A 19,034-nucleotide genomic window follows, 5' to 3' on the forward strand; every position below is an offset into this window, starting at 1 on the left:
ATCAGGCAGTTAATAATGTGGTTATTCGATGACTGCGCTCATAAAACTCGCTTAGGCTGTCAGCAAATAACATCGGGTCATTCATCGCTTCCGCCCGTACAACAGCAGAAAGCACCAAAGTATCATCGACAAAATTCAATGACGGCTGCCCTACCTGAAAATTACGCGGGGTATATTCCAGTAACTCGCTTAAAAATGAATGACCGAGTGCTTCAAGATGCCCCATTTGGCACTCAGAAATATTACTCCACAAGATAATTTCGTCGGTCAACAGATCAACGTTAATAGGTGGCGCAGCATTCAATTCCAATTGAATAGTTGAATGACAATCAAGCTGTGGATTAATTAAATCCTGACGCCCTTCTGTCGCTAAAAAATTATTTAATACATCAACAAAGCGGTATTTCATATTTTTTTCCTACACTGTTTTAATTACATTTACTTTCACAGTCTCAGAGATCTCATTAAATGAGAGTACCTCCAGTTCCGGAAAACGGCTTTCAAGAATTTTTTTCACAAAGCGGCGTATATCTACTGGCACCAGTACATTCATATCGCGAATGGAGAGATAACTATTTTCGATTGCCAGAGCAAAAGCCTGAATAACCTCATCGGTTTTCTCCGGAGAAAGGCTGAGGAATCCGCCGCCTGACGCCTGACGAACCCCTTGGCGAATCATGTCTTCAAACTGGTTATTGATCATCATGACATTCAGACGCCCGTCTATTTCAAAACGAGAGGAAATATAACGGGCCAGCGCACCGCGGACATATTCTACTAACATCATGCTATCTTTTTCTTTGGGCACCCACTGCACCAGAGTTTCCAAAATCAGCTTCATATTACGGATGGAGATTTTTTCCATCAGCAACCGCTGAAAGACTTCAGTGATTTTTTGTACTGTAGCGTGGCGATAACACTCTTTTAATAATTCAGGGTATTTCTTTTCCAAATCGTCGAGCAGGTTTTTCGTTTCCTGAATACCGAAAAACTGGTCGTGACGCAAACTTAGTGTTGGTGTACTCTTTACCCTTTGGATGATTGATGGCAAAGATTGATGTGGTTTGTCCTCGCTGTTCTGAAACTCATGGGGTTATCCGAAACGGCCACTCCGGCTCAGGGGCGCAGCTCTATCGCTGTAACCAATGCCTGAAGACCTTCCAGCTCAGCTATCGCTACAACGGAGCTAAACCCGAAACCCATCAGGCCATCGTTGATATGGCGATGAACGGCTCCGGATGCCGCGATACAGCACGGGTTCTACGGATAAGCCTCAATACCGTTCTGCGTCATCTAAAAAACTTACGCCGCACCAGGTAGCGCAAAACGTAGAGCCTAGCGCAGAGGTGGTTATCTGCTGTGAAGCCGATGAGCAGTGGTCATATGTCCGCTGTAAAGGCAATCAACGCTGGCTGTTTTATGCCTATGACCGCATCCGAAAGCGCGTTATCGCCCATGTATTTGGCCCGCGAAATGCTTTGACATTAAAGCGTCTTCTGGTTTTGCTGAGCCAGTTTAGCATTGCCTTCTACATGACCGATGCCTGGCCGGTATACCGCACTTTATTGTCCTCAACCAGTCATGTTATCAGCAAGAAATACACCCAGAGGATAGAGCGACATAATCTGAACTTGCGAACCCATCTCAAACGGTTAGCCCGCAAGACTATCTGCTTCTCAAAATCAGAAGAAATGCACGATAAGATCATCGGATGGTATCTGACAATTAACCATTACCACTAAATCTGCGGCACGACCGAAAAACTCATTAATATGATGCAATAATAAAGTACCGATACAATCGATAATTTCACTAATATCATCACGTACCTGCAAACCCAACTGTTCAACTTCATTAATATCTTTAGCTGAAACCCAGCTACTAACAACACCATGAATATCACTGAAACGGGTTAATTCCATCCCCAGATAATCCAGTTCATCATTAACACTGAGCAGACGGAACCCCTCAAATAAAATATTATATTCACCGGCACTAATCTCATTAATCAGTACAATAATTTTATCGTTTGGTACTATCGGAGAATAATTAATAGCAATATCAGGAATCCGATAGCCATAGCGCACAAATATATCTTTCTTGATACGTGAAAGAAAACCATTATTCTCCAACTGTGCTTTATGTTCCTGGCTCACTGAAATAATTATTGGCAGCGTTTCCGGTACATATTCATCATCTGAAACTCGGTTTTGTCGGTGAGTTTCGCCTTCTGTTACCTCTGAACTGACGTCAGTATTATTTTGTTCTTCGCCGGAAAGACGTTTCTTCTCTTTATGCTTCTGATGATGGCGATACCACAACAGTGCCACCATTAAACCGGATAAGAACAGGAAAATTGATGTCGGGAACCCAGGTAAAAAACCAATAGCACAGACAATTATCGCGGTAATTATAATAGTGAAATCTTTGGCAAATAACTCAGAGACAATATTCTCCCCTAGATTTTTATCATTACCGCCCACACGGGTAACAATAAAACCAGCACTAATAGAGATAAGCAGAGCCGGAATTTGAGCTACCAGTCCATCGCCAATAGTCAGCAAGGTAAAAGTATTTAGCGCCGTAGGCATATCCATACCTAATTGCGCCATGCCAACGGAAATTCCACCAATGAGATTGACAAAAATAATGATGATCCCAGCGATTGCATCACCTTTTATAAATTTCATTGCACCATCAAAAGAACCGTAAAGCTGGCTTTCATTCTCCATCTCATTGCGTTTTTCTTTTACTGTCGCCTCATCTATTACACCAGCACGCAAATCTGCATCAATACTCATCTGTTTGCCCGGCATTGCATCGAGCGAGAAACGCGCTGCAACTTCAGCTATACGCTCGGAGCCTTTAGTAATCACGATAAATTGTACGATTGTAACAATGGAAAATACCACCATTCCAACAACCAGATTATCCTGAATAACAAACTCGCCAAAAGTAGCAATAATGTCACCAGCATCAGCCTCTAATAAAATAAGCCGACTGGTGCTGATGGATAGTGCTAATCGAAATAAAGTACTGATCAGTAAGATTGAGGGGAAGGAACGAAAATCCAGCACCCTTGTAATATAAAAAGACCCCATAAAAATCAGCACTGAAATCATAATATTCAGGCCAATCAGCAGGTCTACCAAAATTGTCGGCAATGGTATAATCAACATGGCAATGACCATTACCATGATGATTAACACCATCAGCTCCGGACGTTTATGAATATCTAATAATAGTCTTGTAAACTTAGTCATGGAATATCAATTTCTCCGTGAGGTAATACTTTTCTGGTTATAGAAAACTCCAGATTCATAAGGTGATTCATATGTTCTTTCAACCCATCAATAAAATATTCACGTTCTTCTAATGAGAGGAAAATACCTGTCGGCAATGTGGAAAACGCTATAATCAGAATCTGTAAAAAACGTGCGCGCATATCTGTGCTTAGTGCACCGAGTTGTTGCGAATAAAAGGCAATTAAGCCGTCGTTAAAACTCTCTTGGCCCCGAATACCGCGAGTGAACAATTTACTCAGCATTTTTTCGCTGCGCTGGCCAATAAAGGCAAAACCTGCATGGGAAAAACGTTGGCGAAATACATCATCCAGGGACTGCATCTCTCTTAGTCGACTGACCCGATTAAACAGGGAACCAAATTCGCTGACATTAATATTCCCCAAGGGTAATACTTGCAAATCGCAGGCTAAAGCTCGCGCCAGATAACGGATGATATTTTCACGTTCTTGGGCGGCCAACTCGTCCACCCATTGTTCATAGAGATAAATTGCCGGGCCGTCATAACTGAGAAACTCGCGATACAACATTCTCAAGTTGCCCGCCGACTGCTGCATTTTTTGAGCAAATGCTTTTGCCACCAGCGCGATATTGATACCCGCTTGAGCACTGCGGTCGGTGTCTTCTGCCTCTAGATGCTCGCGTAACTCTTCCATTTGCGCGAGCTGCTTGCGTTTTAACCGGCTCCGATGAATCAATGCAGCCAGAGCCATAAGTAGATCGCTAGTATCGGTAAAATACTGAAGCAAATAGGCGCGTAACTGCTGCGGTGTCATTAACTGGCGATTAAGAACGCCTTCAATGCGCAGAATTTTTTCATCCGCCTGAGCATCCAAAATACGCTCAGAAAAATGTGTCCATTCCTCTTTTTGGTCGGACATTGGGCCGCGACGGCGCACATGACTGGCCGCCAGCATAGACATAGAGGCATATTCACCGTTGTCATCAATAACACCCTGCCCATTTGCCGCGTCGTCAGCATCATCATTAGCTTTTACCGCAGAAGCGCTTTTATCACGCTGGCCCACCAGCAAACGCGAATTGCCTCCGACAGGCCCTATTGCCATGGCTGGCTCGTATACTTCTTGAGGAATTCAACGGTACCGCGCAACTGGCTATCATGTCGGTTCAGGCGTTCATTATCAGAGAACTGACGGCCGTCCCAAGCTTCGTTTTCACTCAGTAGACGCGGCTGAATCAAAAAGATACGGATCATTTTCTGTTGGTTGTGTGAACGGTACTTAAACAGATTACCCAGCAGCGGAATATCACTTAACAGCGGAATACGAGTTTCACCCTCTTCAACCTGATCTCGAGTGTATCCACCGATAAGCAAGCTTTTGTCGCGGCCAATACGTGCCACCGTATTGATGTTAGTGCGGTTAACCTCAGGCAATCCCGCGATATCGGCAAGCTTACCCGAGTTATCACGGTTCAATCCGCCATCTTCAATGTTGACTTCCATCTCAACACTCGCGCCACCGGAGAGACGCGGTAATACGCTGATCATCGTGCCATAGGTCACCTGCTGCAGTGACGCGACCCGCTCACCCTCTACACGAGCATAAAAACTGGTGTTGTTATCAAATAGTGCCGGAACATTCTCCTGTGTCAGGATCACTGGGCGAGAAACAATGCGGGCATTGCCGGTTTTACTGATCGCGTCAATTTGCGCTAGAAACGTTTTGCTATCACTCAACGTACTGCGGTTAAAAGTGACGGAACCGCCAGCCACACCAATATTCCCAGCTTCCCAGCGCACCCCTAAATCGTCCACTTTGCTTTGTGTCACATCGATAATCCACAGTGATAATTCCACTTGGCTACGGCTGTTATCCAGGGTATGTACAAGCTGGCGAACATAGCGAATCTGTTCCGCACTCCCTTTTACGACCAAACTATTGCTGTCAGGATATGCGACCAGCGAAAACGGGCTGCTGGTTTTCGCAGCAGCAGCTAGCTTCACCGCGCTGTTATTTCCGCTCACAGATGGCGGTGCCGGGAAACCGGCTTCAATATTCGGTTCCCCCTCTTTCGGCTGTATCGTCAGCGTGCTTTCCGCCGTACCACTGTTGCCTTGGAACAGCGCATTTAGTGCCGTTAACATCCCAGGAATGACGATATTCTGCCCACGCTGGTTGTAAGTACGATCAGTGACCGATGAGTGTTTTAACGGGATAACCGCCACCTCTCCCCCGCTAGCCAGATCTTCCTGCTTAATGCGCTCATCAAGATACGAAGCAGCCGCACTAATTAACTCCACATAAAGTGGTGGCCCTGAGACAAACAGTAAACGGTTATCGCCTTGGGTACGAACGGGAAAACGTTTATCGTAAATCCCAGTTTTCTGGATATAATTCAGCAATTGACCACTGCCCGCAGCCTGGGTGCGAACAATAACACTGCGCATTTCGCTGTTATCATAAACGTAAATCCCGGCACCATCGTCATACCACACCAGCGCCATACGCCGAGCCAATGCTTTAAACATTTCGTCAGCATTCGCTAGGTTAAAGTTCCCAGTCACCCGTTTTTGGGCCGCCAATTTGCTCAGAATTATCGGCTTTTCCAACCTTTCAGCCACCGCATCAAATAACTTACCGACCATGACGTTATTAGCGACAAAAGAGTCATTAACTTTTTCCTGCTCTACGGGTAACGCCGTCATTACCTCGGCATTGAGATAACTAACATTGCCCGCAAGTAAAAAGAGTGACAAACAGATCGCCCCTCTGCATTTAATTTTCATATAAAATAGACTCCAGACGTCGTATTTCTGAAGGGGTTAACCCCAATTCTTTTTTCAGGTCATTGGTAAAATGTGAAGCGGAGCAATACCCGGCATCAAGACCCACTTCAAGGATTGAATCCTCACTCTCTATAAGTTGTAATACGGCGGATGCCATACGAACTCTCATCATTTTTTTCTTGGCCGTAGCCTGAAAATTTTCTCTATATAGCTGCCTAAAATAAGCCGAAGACACGCCATAACGCTGACTTAAATAATTAATACTGACGTTATCTTTCTGTTCTGAGGAAGATAAAATAAAACACATTATTCCGTATGCCTCATATCTCCTTAACATCTCGCACCAAGTATTAAATTCCACTTGGTTACGCAGAATGAGATCAATAACAATATTATTGACTGATATGTTACTCATACCATCGGGTACATTAATGGAAATAACCTCAGCCCACGGTTGCGCCGTTACCGATTTTTTTCCGCTATGATCTAATAATGATTTACCCATTGCTGAATCAATTGTTGCCAAGAGCTCGATCAGTTTGGCAATGGTAATGCTGTGCAACAACCAATGAGTTTTATCTCCCTCAATATTGCAAGGGCTAGTGCAAATAAACAGCGAAGGCTCAGTAATCATCACGCTTTTATCGGAATAAACCGAACGAAACCTCAGCGGTATGGTTTCTCTCTTAGGAATAGCCAACACCAGGCTATCCTCTAGGGATAAACAATGGCCCGACTGTATTATCGGCTTAATATCATTATTTATTGCTGCCATCGTTCTTCGCCTCCAGCTTGTTATTTGAGTTGCAACACAATGAACGATGACGTCAATTTATTAAACGGAATCACTAGGAATAGCCATGACTCCCATAGGAAATCCACTCGGTAAGAAATAGTCAGGCTAATTCCGCTGACAAAAAATTCGCACTCGGCTTTACTTGTCGCCAATTTGGTTCAACAGGAAAATATGATGAGGGACACAGAACACCGCGTCTTGGTAATGAAGATTGCCAGTGGCCCATTAAGCGGTAATGAATTAATGCTCAAAGTGGGCAGCCATCGGATAATTATTGCTTCTGAGCAAGCATATAAAACTGAAACCGATAATGACGGCTTCACCACCTATTATGTGCCTGGTGAGCAAGGTCATTACGAACTGACAATTGTTTGCGACCATGACACGGCCTCAGTGCCTGAAACAGAAAACATTGATCAATGGTATCTCGTGCTGAGTGGCGATTGCCCCACTATTAGACAGCCGATTGTATTTCAGGAAGTGATGCTGACCGAACACTTTCCGGTCGTGATTAGGATGCTCGACACCCCGTGGAAGGACGCGAAAGATTTGTCTGTTTCAGCGCCAATGACAATGTTGGAAACAGCAGAAAAACATGTCAGTGCTCCGCTATCGGCACGACGTAAACTTAATCCAACTTATATTGCTGGGATAACACTCGCACTGCTCGCGGCCTTAATAAGTTGGCAAGTGCTTAACAACAATAACCAAGCACGGAAAGTGAAAACACTGGAAACGTTGCTTCAGGGCAGCAGTTCCCCAGTGGCTGTCACTACCGGTGAAAATGGTCAAAGTCTGGTGCTGGTGACAACACAACGTGATTTGGACTGGAGTACACAACGTCTGCTAAGGGAACATTATCAAGAACCGGTGACAGTAAAAAAAATCATTACTCTGGAAAAAGAGATAGAAAGTCAGCTTAGCAAACAATTACCGGGGCTGTTGAAAGTGGATTTATCGCTCCCTTGCCAGCCGGTTACTCGCTGGTTGAAAGGCAACTATCCTGCACCAGATGATAAACTTATTAAGCAGACACTGACGCGTTTTCTCGGTTGTCCGGTAAAAAGCCAAATAGAAAGCTATAGCTCAGCTGAGCTTTTACGCCAGGCAGAACAAGGCCTGACCAAAAGTAATGTGCCTTGGCGCGTTAATAATAAAAATGGCACCTCTATTTTTATTATTAACGCAGATCTGAACGATGAACAGGCTATCTCGGTAATTGATTTTTCCGAACATTTTATCCAGCGGTATGGAGTACGTCACATTCAGTTTTCCATCTCGCTGGCCACTAATCATCTGGCCGGAAAGTCGCTCGTTAATAATCCGAACGGCTATGTTCTGTTGGATAATAATCACTGGTACTTTAACCCAGTGGCATTTTAAAAACTCATTTTAAATAACAAGGATATATTATATGGCTGTACCTGGACTTGAATCTAACGGTAATTGGAGCACCTCTGCATTTGAAACGGTGGATACGACATCAACAAGTAACTGGGGGATGCAATACCGCAGCGGTGCATTGCTCAACACACGAGTGAAGGAACTGGCAGACCAACTGAAGAGCGCGCTTTCTGATACAAAAAATGAAATGGACAACCCTATTGTCCTGGCGAAAATTTCCGCACTTAATGGGCACTACAATAGTGCACGCCAAGCGCAAAGCAATATTATGAAGTCTATTAAAGACACATCTCAGGCTATTATTCGTAATATGTAATTTTATCATTACGTAATATTCCCTAGCTGGAATATTACGTAATTATCAAGGATGGCTTATGTCAATGTTTATTAATATTTCCCCCGCGCTGCTGCCCGTAGCAGAAAACACTATACCGGCGATGCCACCAAGCGGCTCCGTAGAAGGTCGGGTCAGAAATCTATTTGCCAGTTACAGCGTTAATGCCAGCCAGGAAAAAGCCGCGATTATTAATCAGGTTAATAATGGCGATGCCACTAACCCGGCTGAATTATTGCAATTACAACATCGTGTCGGTAACTATAGCCTCGGCATCAATATGATTAGTACGCTCACCCATAAGAGTGTTTCCGCGATCGACTCTGTATTAAAAGCCCAGTAAACCATGAATAAGCTGACAAAATTTCTGGTAATAAGTGCTATTTGGCTGCTGTCTGGTTGTGATAACCAGACTCTGCTCACTGAACTTAGCCAGCGCCAGAGCAATGAAGTATTGGCCGTCCTACAGGAAAATGGCGTGGAAGGAACACGGCGGGAAAATGGCAAACTGGGTAATTCCATCCGGGTAGCGCGCAGTGATTTTGTTACCGCCGTGGACTTATTACGTTTGTACAATTTGCCCTCCAAAGAGTCGGTGGAAATTATTCAGGCGTTCCCCGGGGATTCATTGGTGGCATCACCACAGGCCGAACGTTCACGTCTGCTTTCTTTAATTGAACAACGTCTGGAGCAATCTTTGCTGACGATTCCTGGCGTAGTGAACGCCAGAGTGCATGTCAGTTATCCCTTAAGTAGCAACAACCGAGTCAAGCAGCCGCAGCAAATCTCGAGTCTGGTGACCTATGCCGGGAATGAAGCGCCTAAAATGATGATGAGTAAAATTAAATTATTTCTCACCAATAGTTTTGCTGAGGCCAGCTTTGACAATGTTTCGGTCGTCATCGTCGAACGCCCGCCATTGCAGCGCCAAGCCAAGAGCGAGCCGGAGTTTCCGGTCTCACCGGTGTTGTTGATTGCTATTGCCACGGCACTGACGGCGGGAGCTGGCGCACTGTTATTACTCTGGCGTCGCAAGCAACAAAACGAGGCCAAAGAGGTGCCATCAAACAGTACGGAGCAAAAGTCATGATGGTCAATCCCGGCAAGCCCAGCTTCATTTGCCAGTATGACATTCTGCTGGCTCCGGGTAGTTACTTTCACGCAGAGCACAGCGGCATTGATTATCCCGCCCTACCTCAGGTATTACAGCAAGCCCACAATCGGCGCTTGCTGAGGCAGTATCAACTGCCTACACCTGATAGAAATACGCCGCTGTTACCCGATTTTATTGCTGAGTCTTGGGCAGAACTGCCCAAGGTTGCCTGGGCGCTGGGGGTGCTGTTGCACCCGGCACCGCTCCCGTGGTGGGCGGAAACATCCCAATATGCACAGTTGCATCAGGGCATAAATGATAATTTTCGCCAGCCGCAAGAGGTGCCATCATCGCCGCAAATCCTTCTAGCAACAGGAGCGGCGCAGCTACTCGCGGGTCTGAGCCCTTTTGGCCGCGAGTATACTGCCCGCGCGAGTTATATGTTCAGTTCCATAACTCGGCAACTAATGGAAACGCCAGTGAAAAATGCCCTCCCATGGAATGTGATTGAAGGAGCTTGTCGTTATGTCACAACAATCTGAACCGGATATCCGGCAAACAGCCCAGGAAAAGGTCTTGATTAAACATCAGGCCATGAAAGCAAGCCGCTATCAAAAAGTGTTGATAACTCAGGCAAAAAAACAGGCCGCAGAGCACTGTCAGTTGGCTCAGCAAGAAGCACAGGAAATCCGCCATATTGCTTATCAGCAAGGCTACCAACAAGGGCTACAAAAACTGTTGGCTGACCTGCTGCTCGGGCTGGAATCAAGTCAGCGCCAATATCAACAGGCACTGGCCAGCAGTGAAGAGCAATTGCAGACTTTGCTCACGGAAATATTCAGTGACACTCGGATGTATGAAATTGTCAGTGACCACTTTATCCGACAGCATCCTGAATATCCGCAGACGCAAATACATCTTCCGCCCTCATTGTTGCACAAGCTAAAACCTACTTTGGCGGAAATAAAGCACCTCACCATACTGAGTGGCTCGGAAAAAAGTATTGCGCTGGAGATAGATAATGAAATTCTTCATTTTTCCCCAGAAAGTGCGACGCAGCGTATATTGCCCCATATTTTATCCCTGCCCGCGCGCTGTACTATTTTGCAGACGCAACAGGTTTTGTACCGCAATTTTTCAGAACAACTCAATCAATCAAGAGAGCCGCATGACAATTTCAATACTGAACTCCACATTGAAAATGATAACAACAACCACGGATGCTAAACCCGTTCCTCGCCATGACAATATTCAACTGCGTGTCGCACAGGCATGGCAAGAAAATACCATGGAGAAAAATACGCCCACTGCTGAATCACAATTATCAGCAATGGGTCAATCTGACGTCAGCGAATTTATTGAAAGCTTACGTACCACACAAGACAAGCAAGCACTTTTCGTTCTTCTCAACCAAAAGTTGAGAAGTTTACCGTCAATAGAACGCGAAAAATTTATTACTGAGCTGGTCGGAGCAATCAAAAACTCTGAGTTACCGGAAGACAAAAATTTACTGAAAGAGAAGTTTAACCCAGCTTATTCTATGTATATTTCAGCCGATATTTTCGCTAACCAACTGAATCAAGAATCTCTCGCTAAAATGGGCAAAATGCCTGATAGCGATGATGAAGAGTCAGATGATATTTAAATTTATATTCCTATGAAAACTGTTATTTACTACTTATCAATTATTATTTTCTTGAGCCCTGCTCTAGCAAATGCATCTTGCTTATCTAATGCCGCTAAACGCTGGGATATACCAGAGATCATTCTCGAAGCAATTATCCTCCATGAATCTGGCGGTAAGCCAAATGCACGCAATATTAATAAAAATGGTAGCCACGATTAGGTCGTGACGCAAACTTAGTGTTGGTGTACTCTTTACCCTTTGGATGATTGATGGCAAAGATTGATGTGGTTTGTCCTCGCTGTTCTGAAACTCATGGGGTTATCCGAAACGGCCACTCCGGCTCAGGGGCGCAGCTCTATCGCTGTAACCAATGCCTGAAGACCTTCCAGCTCAGCTATCGCTACAACGGAGCTAAACCCGAAACCCATCAGGCCATCGTTGATATGGCGATGAACGGCTCCGGATGCCGCGATACAGCACGGGTTCTACGGATAAGCCTCAATACCGTTCTGCGTCATCTAAAAAACTTACGCCGCACCAGGTAGCGCAAAACGTAGAGCCTAGCGCAGAGGTGGTTATCTGCTGTGAAGCCGATGAGCAGTGGTCATATGTCCGCTGTAAAGGCAATCAACGCTGGCTGTTTTATGCCTATGACCGCATCCGAAAGCGCGTTATCGCCCATGTATTTGGCCCGCGAAATGCTTTGACATTAAAGCGTCTTCTGGTTTTGCTGAGCCAGTTTAGCATTGCCTTCTACATGACCGATGCCTGGCCGGTATACCGCACTTTATTGTCCTCAACCAGTCATGTTATCAGCAAGAAATACACCCAGAGGATAGAGCGACATAATCTGAACTTGCGAACCCATCTCAAACGGTTAGCCCGCAAGACTATCTGCTTCTCAAAATCAGAAGAAATGCACGATAAGATCATCGGATGGTATCTGACAATTAACCATTACCACTAAATCTGCGGCACGACCCACGATTATGGCTTAATGCAGATTAACTCAGTTCATTTTAACTCACTAAAATCAAAAGGAATTATAGACTACGAACAAAGCCTGATGCACCCCTGCACCAATATTAAGGCCGGAGCCTATTTGCTGAGCCTGAAGTTTAAAAAGTATGGCTATAGTTGGCGTGCTGTCGGTGCTTATCATTCAGAAACCGCCCATCATAGAGATAGGTACGCAAGTAAAATTATGAAAATAGTCAGTGCTGGTCCTGACTTTTCCCATAAGAATGCGTCACTATTAACAACCACTCCCACCTTTTAATATCTCCAAAATAATGGGGAGCAATCCTCACCCCCACAGAGAGCACTCTCCAAACGAGTGGAGAGTATTCTCTAATATGCCTATATTCCCCCATCATCGTTGAGAACACTCTCTTGAGGAGGTATAAAACACCTCGTGAATCCTTAGTCGATACAAAAAGTGAGAATATGATGAACAATAATGAATTAACTCCACCTAATGTTATTTTATGCCAAGACGTTATTTTTAATTCGTGGAAACGTACTCTGACCCAGAAGGAAGCGGTTGTACTATTATCAGAAAGTGAAACTTGCTTATTAAAAATGCTGCTCGCAAAGACATGCAGCAAAAGGGAGGTTATGTATGAAATTTGGGAAAAGCGTGGCGTCATTGTGACTGAGAGCAGTTATTATAAACTTGTCAGACAATTACGTAGTTCATTTAAGAAAGCCAGACTTGATGAAAGCCTGATTGCGACTTTGCCCAGAATTGGTATTTCATATACGGGTACCAAGAAAACACTTTCTGCCGAGTCAACATCGATAGATACATTGAAGAATAAAATTGTGCGTAAGAAAAACATCATCGAGATCGCCATCACAAGCTGCACATTGGCTATTGCTGCAAGTTGTTCTTATCTTTACATTTTTACTGCAGGATAATCTGATGAAATATTTTTTTAATACGCGGAAAAATTTCTACTCTCACTGTTTTATTTTATTTCTGGCTCTGTTTTTATCCGGTTGCAGTCATTTGGCGGGTATAACTGGAAGCCATAATGGCGATTATCTTCAAGGAAATATTCAAAGCAGTCATGGAGAAATACCTGAAAATGCAACAATTACGCTGTCGATCACCCAGAGTAAGGCTGCAGGTGGCAAAGAGCTATCCCTTCAGGAGTACAGCATTGTAACGCCCAAAGAAAGCCTTACAATTCCTTTTCGCTTGCAGTTACCAAATGAGTTATCATTATCTTCGCAGCCTCTTAATATCAGTGTCAGGGTAGAGAAAGAGGGAGAGCTGATTATGATGAGCGATAGACTCACGCCGTTTCTACGTCAACCAGGTGAAAAGTTAATACTGACAGTGAATGACAGTTAGCGCTTGCCTCACTTGTTCAGAGGCCCGTTATGACACCAACAAAAACGTTAAAAATAGCCATGGTAGAAGATGAGCCTTTTAGTCGTCTTGCACTAATGGAGATATTAAAAAAATATCCATATCATCATAAAGAACCGCAGCAACAACTTATTTATAGTGACTTTTCGCTTGAGGTCATTGGTTGTGTCAGCAATACACCTGAACTCATCGAATTACTCAAAAATAGCCACGGGCTAGAAGTGCTGTTGCTGGATTATTCACTCGCCGCCAGCGAAACAGATATGGATGCATCTTTGCCCCAAGATGGCGCTGGGCTTATTAAACGCCAGCTTCAATTACATCCTGAATTGAAAATTATTGTTCATACTGCCCATAAAAGTTTGGCAGTGGCCCGCTTGGCCTGGCAAGCCGGCGCTTGGGGTTTTGTACAAAAAAGCAGTGACATTCAGGAGCTATTTTTTGCTATTTCATATGTCGCCCGCGGTAAGAAATTTTTCCCCATTGAGCTGGCGGCACTGCCTCAGTCAACACAACAAGATGTACACCATGCCCTAAGCGAGCGTGAAACTGAAGTGCTGAGAATGTTACTCAATGGCATGAAGCAGAAAGACATTAGTGTCAGCCTGAATATCAGTTTTAAAACCGTGTCCAATACTAAAACGCGTGCCTTCAAAAAGCTGGGGCTCACATCAAATACTGATTTCTTTAAGTATGCTCATGAAATTTCTCTATAAAACCTATCTGATATTGGCGTTTATCTTACTGTCATCAACAGCCAATTATGCCGCAGCCACCATCGTTTTTTCGCCGGAAGAGCAGCGCTATATAGAAGCGCACCCGGTGGTGCAATACGGTATTTTCCCTCATTTTTATCCTATTGAAGCTTTTAATAGCACTGGTGAGCATATTGGGTTAACGCGGGATTATATTGATTTTATTGCCGCCGCCACCGGAATAAAATTTCAGCCAGTGTCCAGCAACAGCGGTAGTGAATCTTTTCGTAATCTAGAAACCGGTAAGGTCTCGCTACTCACCAGTACATCCAGTGCATTTGCCCAATCCAAGGGGCTAGTAAACACTGTTCCGATTTTTTCCACCTGGCCGGTTACTATCACACGTAAAGCCACGCGTCATATCGCCACTTCAGAAGATATCGCTGAGGGCTATGTTTCCATCACCGATTATCTCTCGTTAATTGAGTGGTTTACCAAACGCTATCAAGGTGTCAATTATAAAGTCTCCAATTCACCCGAGGAGACCGTCGGCGAGGTCATTAGAGGGCGAGCTGAAGCTGCTGTCGTCCTCGCCCCTACTGCTTTCTATTATATGAATGTCATATATCCGGGGCAGTTAAAAATGTCGCGGCCTCATAATGCCAAGATTTTCCTAGTGATGAGTGCGCGGCCAGAAGACCAGCTGTTGATTGATATTATTAACAAAGTGATTGCGTCCATCTCTCCCCAGCAGCAAGCCGAACTGATGGAAAAATGGATTATCAGAAACAATAACCAGGAACCGAGCCAGGCTTGGTCAAATATGTACGGCTATGGCCTAGCGGCGGTCTTGTTGTGTTTCCTGCTCCTGGTGGTTTATCGTAACCGGCGGCTAAAAATGGATCTTATCCGACTGGGCTCAAAAAATAATCTGGAGCTGTCGGTTCTGGCGCATGAATTGCGCACGCCACTTATTGGGATTCTGACCGCCTGTGAAGGACTGGTGCGCAAAATATCATCGCCCAGCCAGCGGGATAGGCTCGCGAATGTCATTCACGTGACCCGGGAATTACTCGATAATCTTGATTTGTCACTGGATTACGCCAAAATCAATGCAGGCTCAGTGCAACAGAATCCACAACCGCATTTACTGGCCGAGCTGTGCGATACCACGGTTAAGTTGTTTATCAGTTTTGCCGAAACCCACGCCACCACATTGCAGGTTCGCTATCTGTCAAAACAGTATTTTTTGCCCCATCTGATTGATGGCGCACTGCTTTCTCAGGCACTGAACAATATCGTCAACAATGCCATTAAGCACACTCATTCGGGTATGGTATTGATTGAATGCTCATTGTTGCAGGTCGATGGTAAGAAAATGTTCTGTATCGAGGTGCTCGACACTGGCACCGGGATCCCTCATAAGGTGCTGGCACGGCTGTCGGAGCCGTTTTATCAGGGGAAATTATCGGGCGCTGCCCGCGATAGCAATCCCCGCCCCAAGGGCACCGGGCTTGGGCTATTTGTCGCCAAGAAAAATATGCACCTCACCGGTGGGCATCTGACTATCGCCAGTCAGCCCGGAGTCGGGTCGCGCGTGAGGCTGACTTTCCCCTCGGTCCCGGCTCATTACGCGATTGAAAATTCACTGCCTGAGGGGCTGCATATCATACTCTCGGCTGATATTCCTCCGGCATTCAGTGGCGAGATAAGCCAGATTCTCGAGGGGTGTGAAATCCCCTATTATTCCTCTGCCGAGCCACTTCCGACCTCGGCGCGCGGGCCGGCGATTTATCTGCAACTGGATGAGCAACAGAGTCACTGGCAATTGCGCAATCAACAAGGTGAATCAGCCCGCGTGCCCCACCCACTGTATGCCTCAGCATTTTATCTTGCCCTGAGCAATCTGTGTAATGAGGATCAAGCGCTGGAGCTTATCAGTGATAATGCCGGGCTGCACACTGCGGATATCATTACACAGTCACATCGTCTGTTAGTGGTGGAGGACGAGCCATTGCTGCTGGAGGTTCAACAAGAATTGTTTAGCAGCATGGGCTTTCAGGTTGATGCGGTGGCAGATACGCAGCAGGCTTATCAGAGCTGGTTACAACACCACCACAGGATTATTGTGACCGACTGCCGGTTGGATGAGAGTGACGGTTTTGAACTGGTGCGCCACCTGAGAAGGTTGATGCAAGACACTCCTGAGCCAATATTGATTATCGGTCAGTCAGCCTCACTGAAAGCAGAAGATGCCCAGCGTGCTCGCGAGGTCGGCATGGATTATCTGCTACAAAAACCCATTGCCCGTGAACAATGGCAGCAGTTGATACATGACTATTTTGCCTCAAAGGAGAAAGATCATGACTAACCCAACTTTCAGTGCTCGATTTCGCGCCAGCATTCGTGATTACCTCGCTAATATTGAAGAGGCTATGGAGAAAGGAGACCTCGCGGCAGCACAAAAAATCGGGCATAAAATGCTGGGATTATGTCAGCTCTTTGGTACCCCTGAGCAGGTCGCTTTATGTGAGGCTTTGGAAAATGCCCATAGCTTGTCTTGTCTGCAACAGACACTGCCACAGTTTTATGCTCTGGTAGATAACGACGATAATAAGTGATAAATAGCCCGGCATTGCTGGCCGGGTGCAAAAAAAAATAACAGTATATATTCTGGCTGGATTATCGCCCCAAAGTATATTGCGCGTGAAATTCTCCTCTATATTGAAAGTTAGTGAACTTCTCAATAATTCATAACTTTTTCAAAATTCGCTTCTTCCAAACAATCCTATTAACACTAAAAAAACACTGCCACATGTCATCAATTTAATTTAAGCGTGTTTAAAAAAATTAAATTTAAGATAACTCCCACAAAGATTGGAGAGTATATACGGTTTAATTTAATAATAAACTTAGCTAAACTGTATTTGAAATACGGTAGACATGAGCAAGCATTGAATAACACCCTTTAGTATTGTTCATCATTTCATTTTAATAATATGTACGTAGTAGTTAACGCCCTCGTTTGCCGCTTTTATAGCGGCATTTTTTAATCGGATAGCAGCATGAAAAATAAATATTCCTGTAAGCAAGTCGTTTTACATTGGGTTTCTGCATTGGTCATTATTTGGGCTACGGTGTCTGGCTTCTATGTCGGGCTATTCGATGTCTCTCCCGAAATGAAGTCTCTGACGGGGTTTATTAATGTTTCACTGACTACATTGCTGATCCCGGTGTTCATCGTTCGAGTGTACTTCTATTTTACATCAGAAAAACCAGAAGAGATTAACACTACCAGATTTACCCAATTCATTGCTCATGCTGTCCATTTCATTCTTTACTTGAATATCGCCATAGTATTAGTTACCGGGGTATTGATGATGGAAAGAGATATCGATTTTTTTAAGCTCTTTATTATCCCGCAGCCTATTCATAATGTCGCTGTTACTGCATTGTTCCACACTATTCATATTTTTTCCTGCGCAACACTTGCTGCATTAGTGTTACTACATATCGCGGCAGTCATTAAACATGAACTGAGCGGTAAGAAAGTGCTTAGAAGAATGTCTCTCTAGTGAGTCTGTCAACAGACTAAATTGAATACATAAGCTAAGGATAAAAAATATGTTAAAGATAGAAGAATACATTCAATTAATTAGCGATGAGAGCCTCACTTATAAAGATATATTTACGCTACAGTGTTCAGCCAACAAGTTGTTTATCCATGATAGTCAACAGACTATCGCCTTGAGTGAGGGCCAAAAAAGGCTTTTGGTTGCTTTACTTAAAGGAATCAACTGTAAACGACAGATCATTAGCCTGGTTTGGTATGAAAACCATCAAAGAATCAGTGATAACAATTATCATCAGATTGTATTCCAATTACGTGCATTATTGCAGCGCTATAACATCTCAGGGGAGCTGATTGTGACGGTTCCTCATTATGGTCTTAAATTAAATGAGAGGCTGATAAGTGTTAACAATGTGAGTTCTGCTACAGAAATAGCTACACGCCAAGAAAAGGCAAGTCATCAGGTACCCAAACGCAACATAAATTCGGCAATCACGCGAATTTTCAATTTTGGGCGTTCATTATTTATATCTTAATTGCTGGGCATAATTTGATTATAAAAAATTATTTACACTCACTTGGCCTAGTAACATATTTCAATCCTACAGTAAGAAATATTGTGGCAATTCTATTGCTTATTATCTTAATTGTACTGCGTATTGAGCAGCATCTCATGCCACTTTGGTTAGCTTCCACGAATGAAAAGGGAGATACACTCGTGGTAACAGCACATGAAAATAGTGCTAAAAAATATGAGAAGGTTGAACTAAACAGGCTGAATTTATTTTCAGCGGCTGAGGGGAATTCACGAGTAAACCCTTATCGCGTGGGGTATTTAACCGTCGATGATCCATTACTGTTGCAAGCTCCGCGCAGTAATCTGGCAGTGAATTTGGTTGGCGTTCTGAGTAGTAGCCTGCATGAGAAAAGCATTGCCATTATTGAACAAAACAAACGCCAGAACTCATATGTCCAAGGTGAGAAACTACCTGAGAATCAGGCTGTAGTGATAAAAATATTTGACGATCGCGTCATTATTAATCGCCAAGGATATTACGAAGCTTTGCTATTAGACTCACATTAACA

Annotated in this window: 23 protein-coding genes and 1 pseudogene; 18 read left to right on the forward strand and 6 right to left on the reverse strand. The window is 44.3% G+C overall.

Annotation, left to right across the window (positions count from 1 at the left end; translation table 11 throughout):
* Position 1: 1 nt before the first annotated feature.
* Together D5F51_RS18565 and D5F51_RS18570 are read right to left on the reverse strand one after the other, a co-directional pair.
* Entirely contained in the window at positions 2 to 409 is a 408-nt protein-coding gene (locus D5F51_RS18565) for an InvB/SpaK family type III secretion system chaperone (RefSeq protein ID WP_129198384.1), read from the reverse strand.
* A gap of 9 nt (positions 410 to 418) precedes the next feature.
* Entirely contained in the window at positions 419 to 1,006 is a 588-nt protein-coding gene (locus D5F51_RS18570) for an FHIPEP family type III secretion protein (protein WP_245994830.1), read from the reverse strand.
* 38 nt (positions 1,007 to 1,044) lie between these two features.
* On the opposite strand from D5F51_RS18570, the gene D5F51_RS18575 reads away from it, so the two are divergent.
* A protein-coding gene (locus tag D5F51_RS18575; RefSeq protein WP_100273935.1) for an IS1 family transposase occupies positions 1,045 to 1,742 on the forward strand; the annotation gives its coding sequence in 2 pieces (ribosomal slippage) (positions 1,045 to 1,303 and positions 1,303 to 1,742; 699 coding nt in all).
* Between the two features lie 12 nt (positions 1,743 to 1,754).
* Here the strand turns inward: D5F51_RS18575 and D5F51_RS18580 are convergent.
* From D5F51_RS18580 to D5F51_RS18595, 4 genes and pseudogenes are all read right to left on the reverse strand, one after another.
* Positions 1,755 to 3,263: pseudogene (locus tag D5F51_RS18580) on the reverse strand (FHIPEP family type III secretion protein); the annotation flags it as partial.
* Complete coding sequence (gene sctW, locus D5F51_RS18585) at positions 3,260 to 4,369, reverse strand: type III secretion system gatekeeper subunit SctW (protein WP_129198386.1); 1,110 nt, start codon at positions 4,367 to 4,369, stop codon at positions 3,260 to 3,262. The gene sctW and the pseudogene D5F51_RS18580, both read right to left, overlap by 4 nt.
* Entirely contained in the window at positions 4,360 to 6,051 is a 1,692-nt protein-coding gene (sctC, locus tag D5F51_RS18590) for a type III secretion system outer membrane ring subunit SctC (RefSeq protein WP_129198388.1), read from the reverse strand. The genes sctW and sctC overlap by 10 nt, the downstream gene beginning before the upstream one ends.
* On the reverse strand, positions 6,041 to 6,826 hold the full coding sequence (locus D5F51_RS18595) for a helix-turn-helix domain-containing protein (protein ID WP_129198390.1): 786 nt from the start codon (positions 6,824 to 6,826) through the stop codon (positions 6,041 to 6,043). The genes sctC and D5F51_RS18595 overlap by 11 nt, the downstream gene beginning before the upstream one ends.
* Positions 6,827 to 7,018: 192 nt before the next feature.
* Here D5F51_RS18595 and D5F51_RS18600 point away from each other — a divergent pair, with 192 nt between their 5' ends.
* The 17 genes from D5F51_RS18600 (at position 7,019) to D5F51_RS18685 (ending at position 19,032) form a co-directional block, all read left to right on the forward strand.
* Positions 7,019 to 8,230 carry a PrgH/EprH family type III secretion apparatus protein gene (locus D5F51_RS18600; protein WP_245994834.1) on the forward strand — a complete coding sequence of 404 codons (1,212 nt, stop codon included), beginning with the start codon at positions 7,019 to 7,021 and terminating at the stop codon, positions 8,228 to 8,230.
* A gap of 31 nt (positions 8,231 to 8,261) precedes the next feature.
* Positions 8,262 to 8,567 carry an EscF/YscF/HrpA family type III secretion system needle major subunit gene (locus tag D5F51_RS18605; protein WP_129198392.1) on the forward strand — a complete coding sequence of 102 codons (306 nt, stop codon included), beginning with the start codon at positions 8,262 to 8,264 and terminating at the stop codon, positions 8,565 to 8,567.
* A gap of 58 nt (positions 8,568 to 8,625) precedes the next feature.
* Positions 8,626 to 8,928 carry a type III secretion system inner rod subunit SctI gene (gene sctI / locus D5F51_RS18610; protein ID WP_245994836.1) on the forward strand — a complete coding sequence of 101 codons (303 nt, stop codon included), beginning with the start codon at positions 8,626 to 8,628 and terminating at the stop codon, positions 8,926 to 8,928.
* A 3-nt stretch (positions 8,929 to 8,931) separates the two neighbouring features.
* The gene (sctJ, locus tag D5F51_RS18615) at positions 8,932 to 9,675 is read left to right on the forward strand and encodes a type III secretion system inner membrane ring lipoprotein SctJ (RefSeq protein ID WP_129198394.1); all 744 of its coding nucleotides are present in this window, start codon (positions 8,932 to 8,934) and stop codon (positions 9,673 to 9,675) included.
* Positions 9,672 to 10,220 carry a hypothetical protein gene (locus tag D5F51_RS18620; protein WP_129198396.1) on the forward strand — a complete coding sequence of 183 codons (549 nt, stop codon included), beginning with the start codon at positions 9,672 to 9,674 and terminating at the stop codon, positions 10,218 to 10,220. Before sctJ ends, D5F51_RS18620 begins: the two co-directional genes overlap by 4 nt.
* Entirely contained in the window at positions 10,204 to 10,905 is a 702-nt protein-coding gene (locus tag D5F51_RS18625; protein ID WP_129198398.1) for an HrpE/YscL family type III secretion apparatus protein, read from the forward strand. The genes D5F51_RS18620 and D5F51_RS18625 overlap by 17 nt, the downstream gene beginning before the upstream one ends.
* Entirely contained in the window at positions 10,847 to 11,323 is a 477-nt protein-coding gene (locus D5F51_RS18630) for a hypothetical protein (RefSeq protein WP_245994837.1), read from the forward strand. Before D5F51_RS18625 ends, D5F51_RS18630 begins: the two co-directional genes overlap by 59 nt.
* Positions 11,324 to 11,574: 251 nt before the next feature.
* A protein-coding gene (locus tag D5F51_RS18640) for an IS1 family transposase (protein WP_100273935.1) occupies positions 11,575 to 12,272 on the forward strand; the annotation gives its coding sequence in 2 pieces (ribosomal slippage) (positions 11,575 to 11,833 and positions 11,833 to 12,272; 699 coding nt in all).
* Positions 12,273 to 12,584, forward strand: a complete 312-nt coding sequence (locus D5F51_RS18645) for a lytic transglycosylase domain-containing protein (protein WP_281279630.1) — start codon at positions 12,273 to 12,275, stop codon at positions 12,582 to 12,584. It begins immediately after the preceding gene.
* A gap of 170 nt (positions 12,585 to 12,754) precedes the next feature.
* Positions 12,755 to 13,225 (forward strand): winged helix-turn-helix domain-containing protein, encoded by a 471-nt coding sequence (locus D5F51_RS18650; RefSeq protein ID WP_129199483.1) that lies wholly within the window; start codon positions 12,755 to 12,757, stop codon positions 13,223 to 13,225.
* Positions 13,226 to 13,229: 4 nt separating this feature from the next.
* Positions 13,230 to 13,664, forward strand: a complete 435-nt coding sequence (locus tag D5F51_RS18655) for a hypothetical protein (protein WP_129198402.1) — start codon at positions 13,230 to 13,232, stop codon at positions 13,662 to 13,664.
* Between the two features lie 29 nt (positions 13,665 to 13,693).
* Positions 13,694 to 14,398 carry a response regulator transcription factor gene (locus tag D5F51_RS18660; RefSeq protein ID WP_129198404.1) on the forward strand — a complete coding sequence of 235 codons (705 nt, stop codon included), beginning with the start codon at positions 13,694 to 13,696 and terminating at the stop codon, positions 14,396 to 14,398.
* Positions 14,382 to 16,748, forward strand: a complete 2,367-nt coding sequence (locus D5F51_RS18665; protein ID WP_129198406.1) for an ATP-binding protein — start codon at positions 14,382 to 14,384, stop codon at positions 16,746 to 16,748. Before D5F51_RS18660 ends, D5F51_RS18665 begins: the two co-directional genes overlap by 17 nt.
* On the forward strand, positions 16,741 to 16,998 hold the full coding sequence (locus tag D5F51_RS18670; protein ID WP_129198408.1) for an Hpt domain-containing protein: 258 nt from the start codon (positions 16,741 to 16,743) through the stop codon (positions 16,996 to 16,998). The genes D5F51_RS18665 and D5F51_RS18670 overlap by 8 nt, the downstream gene beginning before the upstream one ends.
* A gap of 444 nt (positions 16,999 to 17,442) precedes the next feature.
* Positions 17,443 to 17,952: a cytochrome b gene (locus D5F51_RS18675; protein WP_129198410.1), complete on the forward strand. Its 510-nt coding sequence runs from the start codon at positions 17,443 to 17,445 to the stop codon at positions 17,950 to 17,952.
* 49 nt (positions 17,953 to 18,001) lie between these two features.
* Positions 18,002 to 18,484, forward strand: coding sequence for a winged helix-turn-helix domain-containing protein (locus tag D5F51_RS18680; protein WP_129198412.1), 483 nt, complete (start codon positions 18,002 to 18,004; stop codon positions 18,482 to 18,484).
* 83 nt (positions 18,485 to 18,567) lie between these two features.
* Positions 18,568 to 19,032: a type II secretion system protein N gene (locus D5F51_RS18685; RefSeq protein ID WP_245994839.1), complete on the forward strand. Its 465-nt coding sequence runs from the start codon at positions 18,568 to 18,570 to the stop codon at positions 19,030 to 19,032.
* Positions 19,033 to 19,034: the final 2 nt, after the last annotated feature.

Source organism: Yersinia hibernica, assembly GCF_004124235.1.
Classification (GTDB): Bacteria; Pseudomonadota; Gammaproteobacteria; order Enterobacterales; family Enterobacteriaceae; genus Yersinia; species Yersinia hibernica.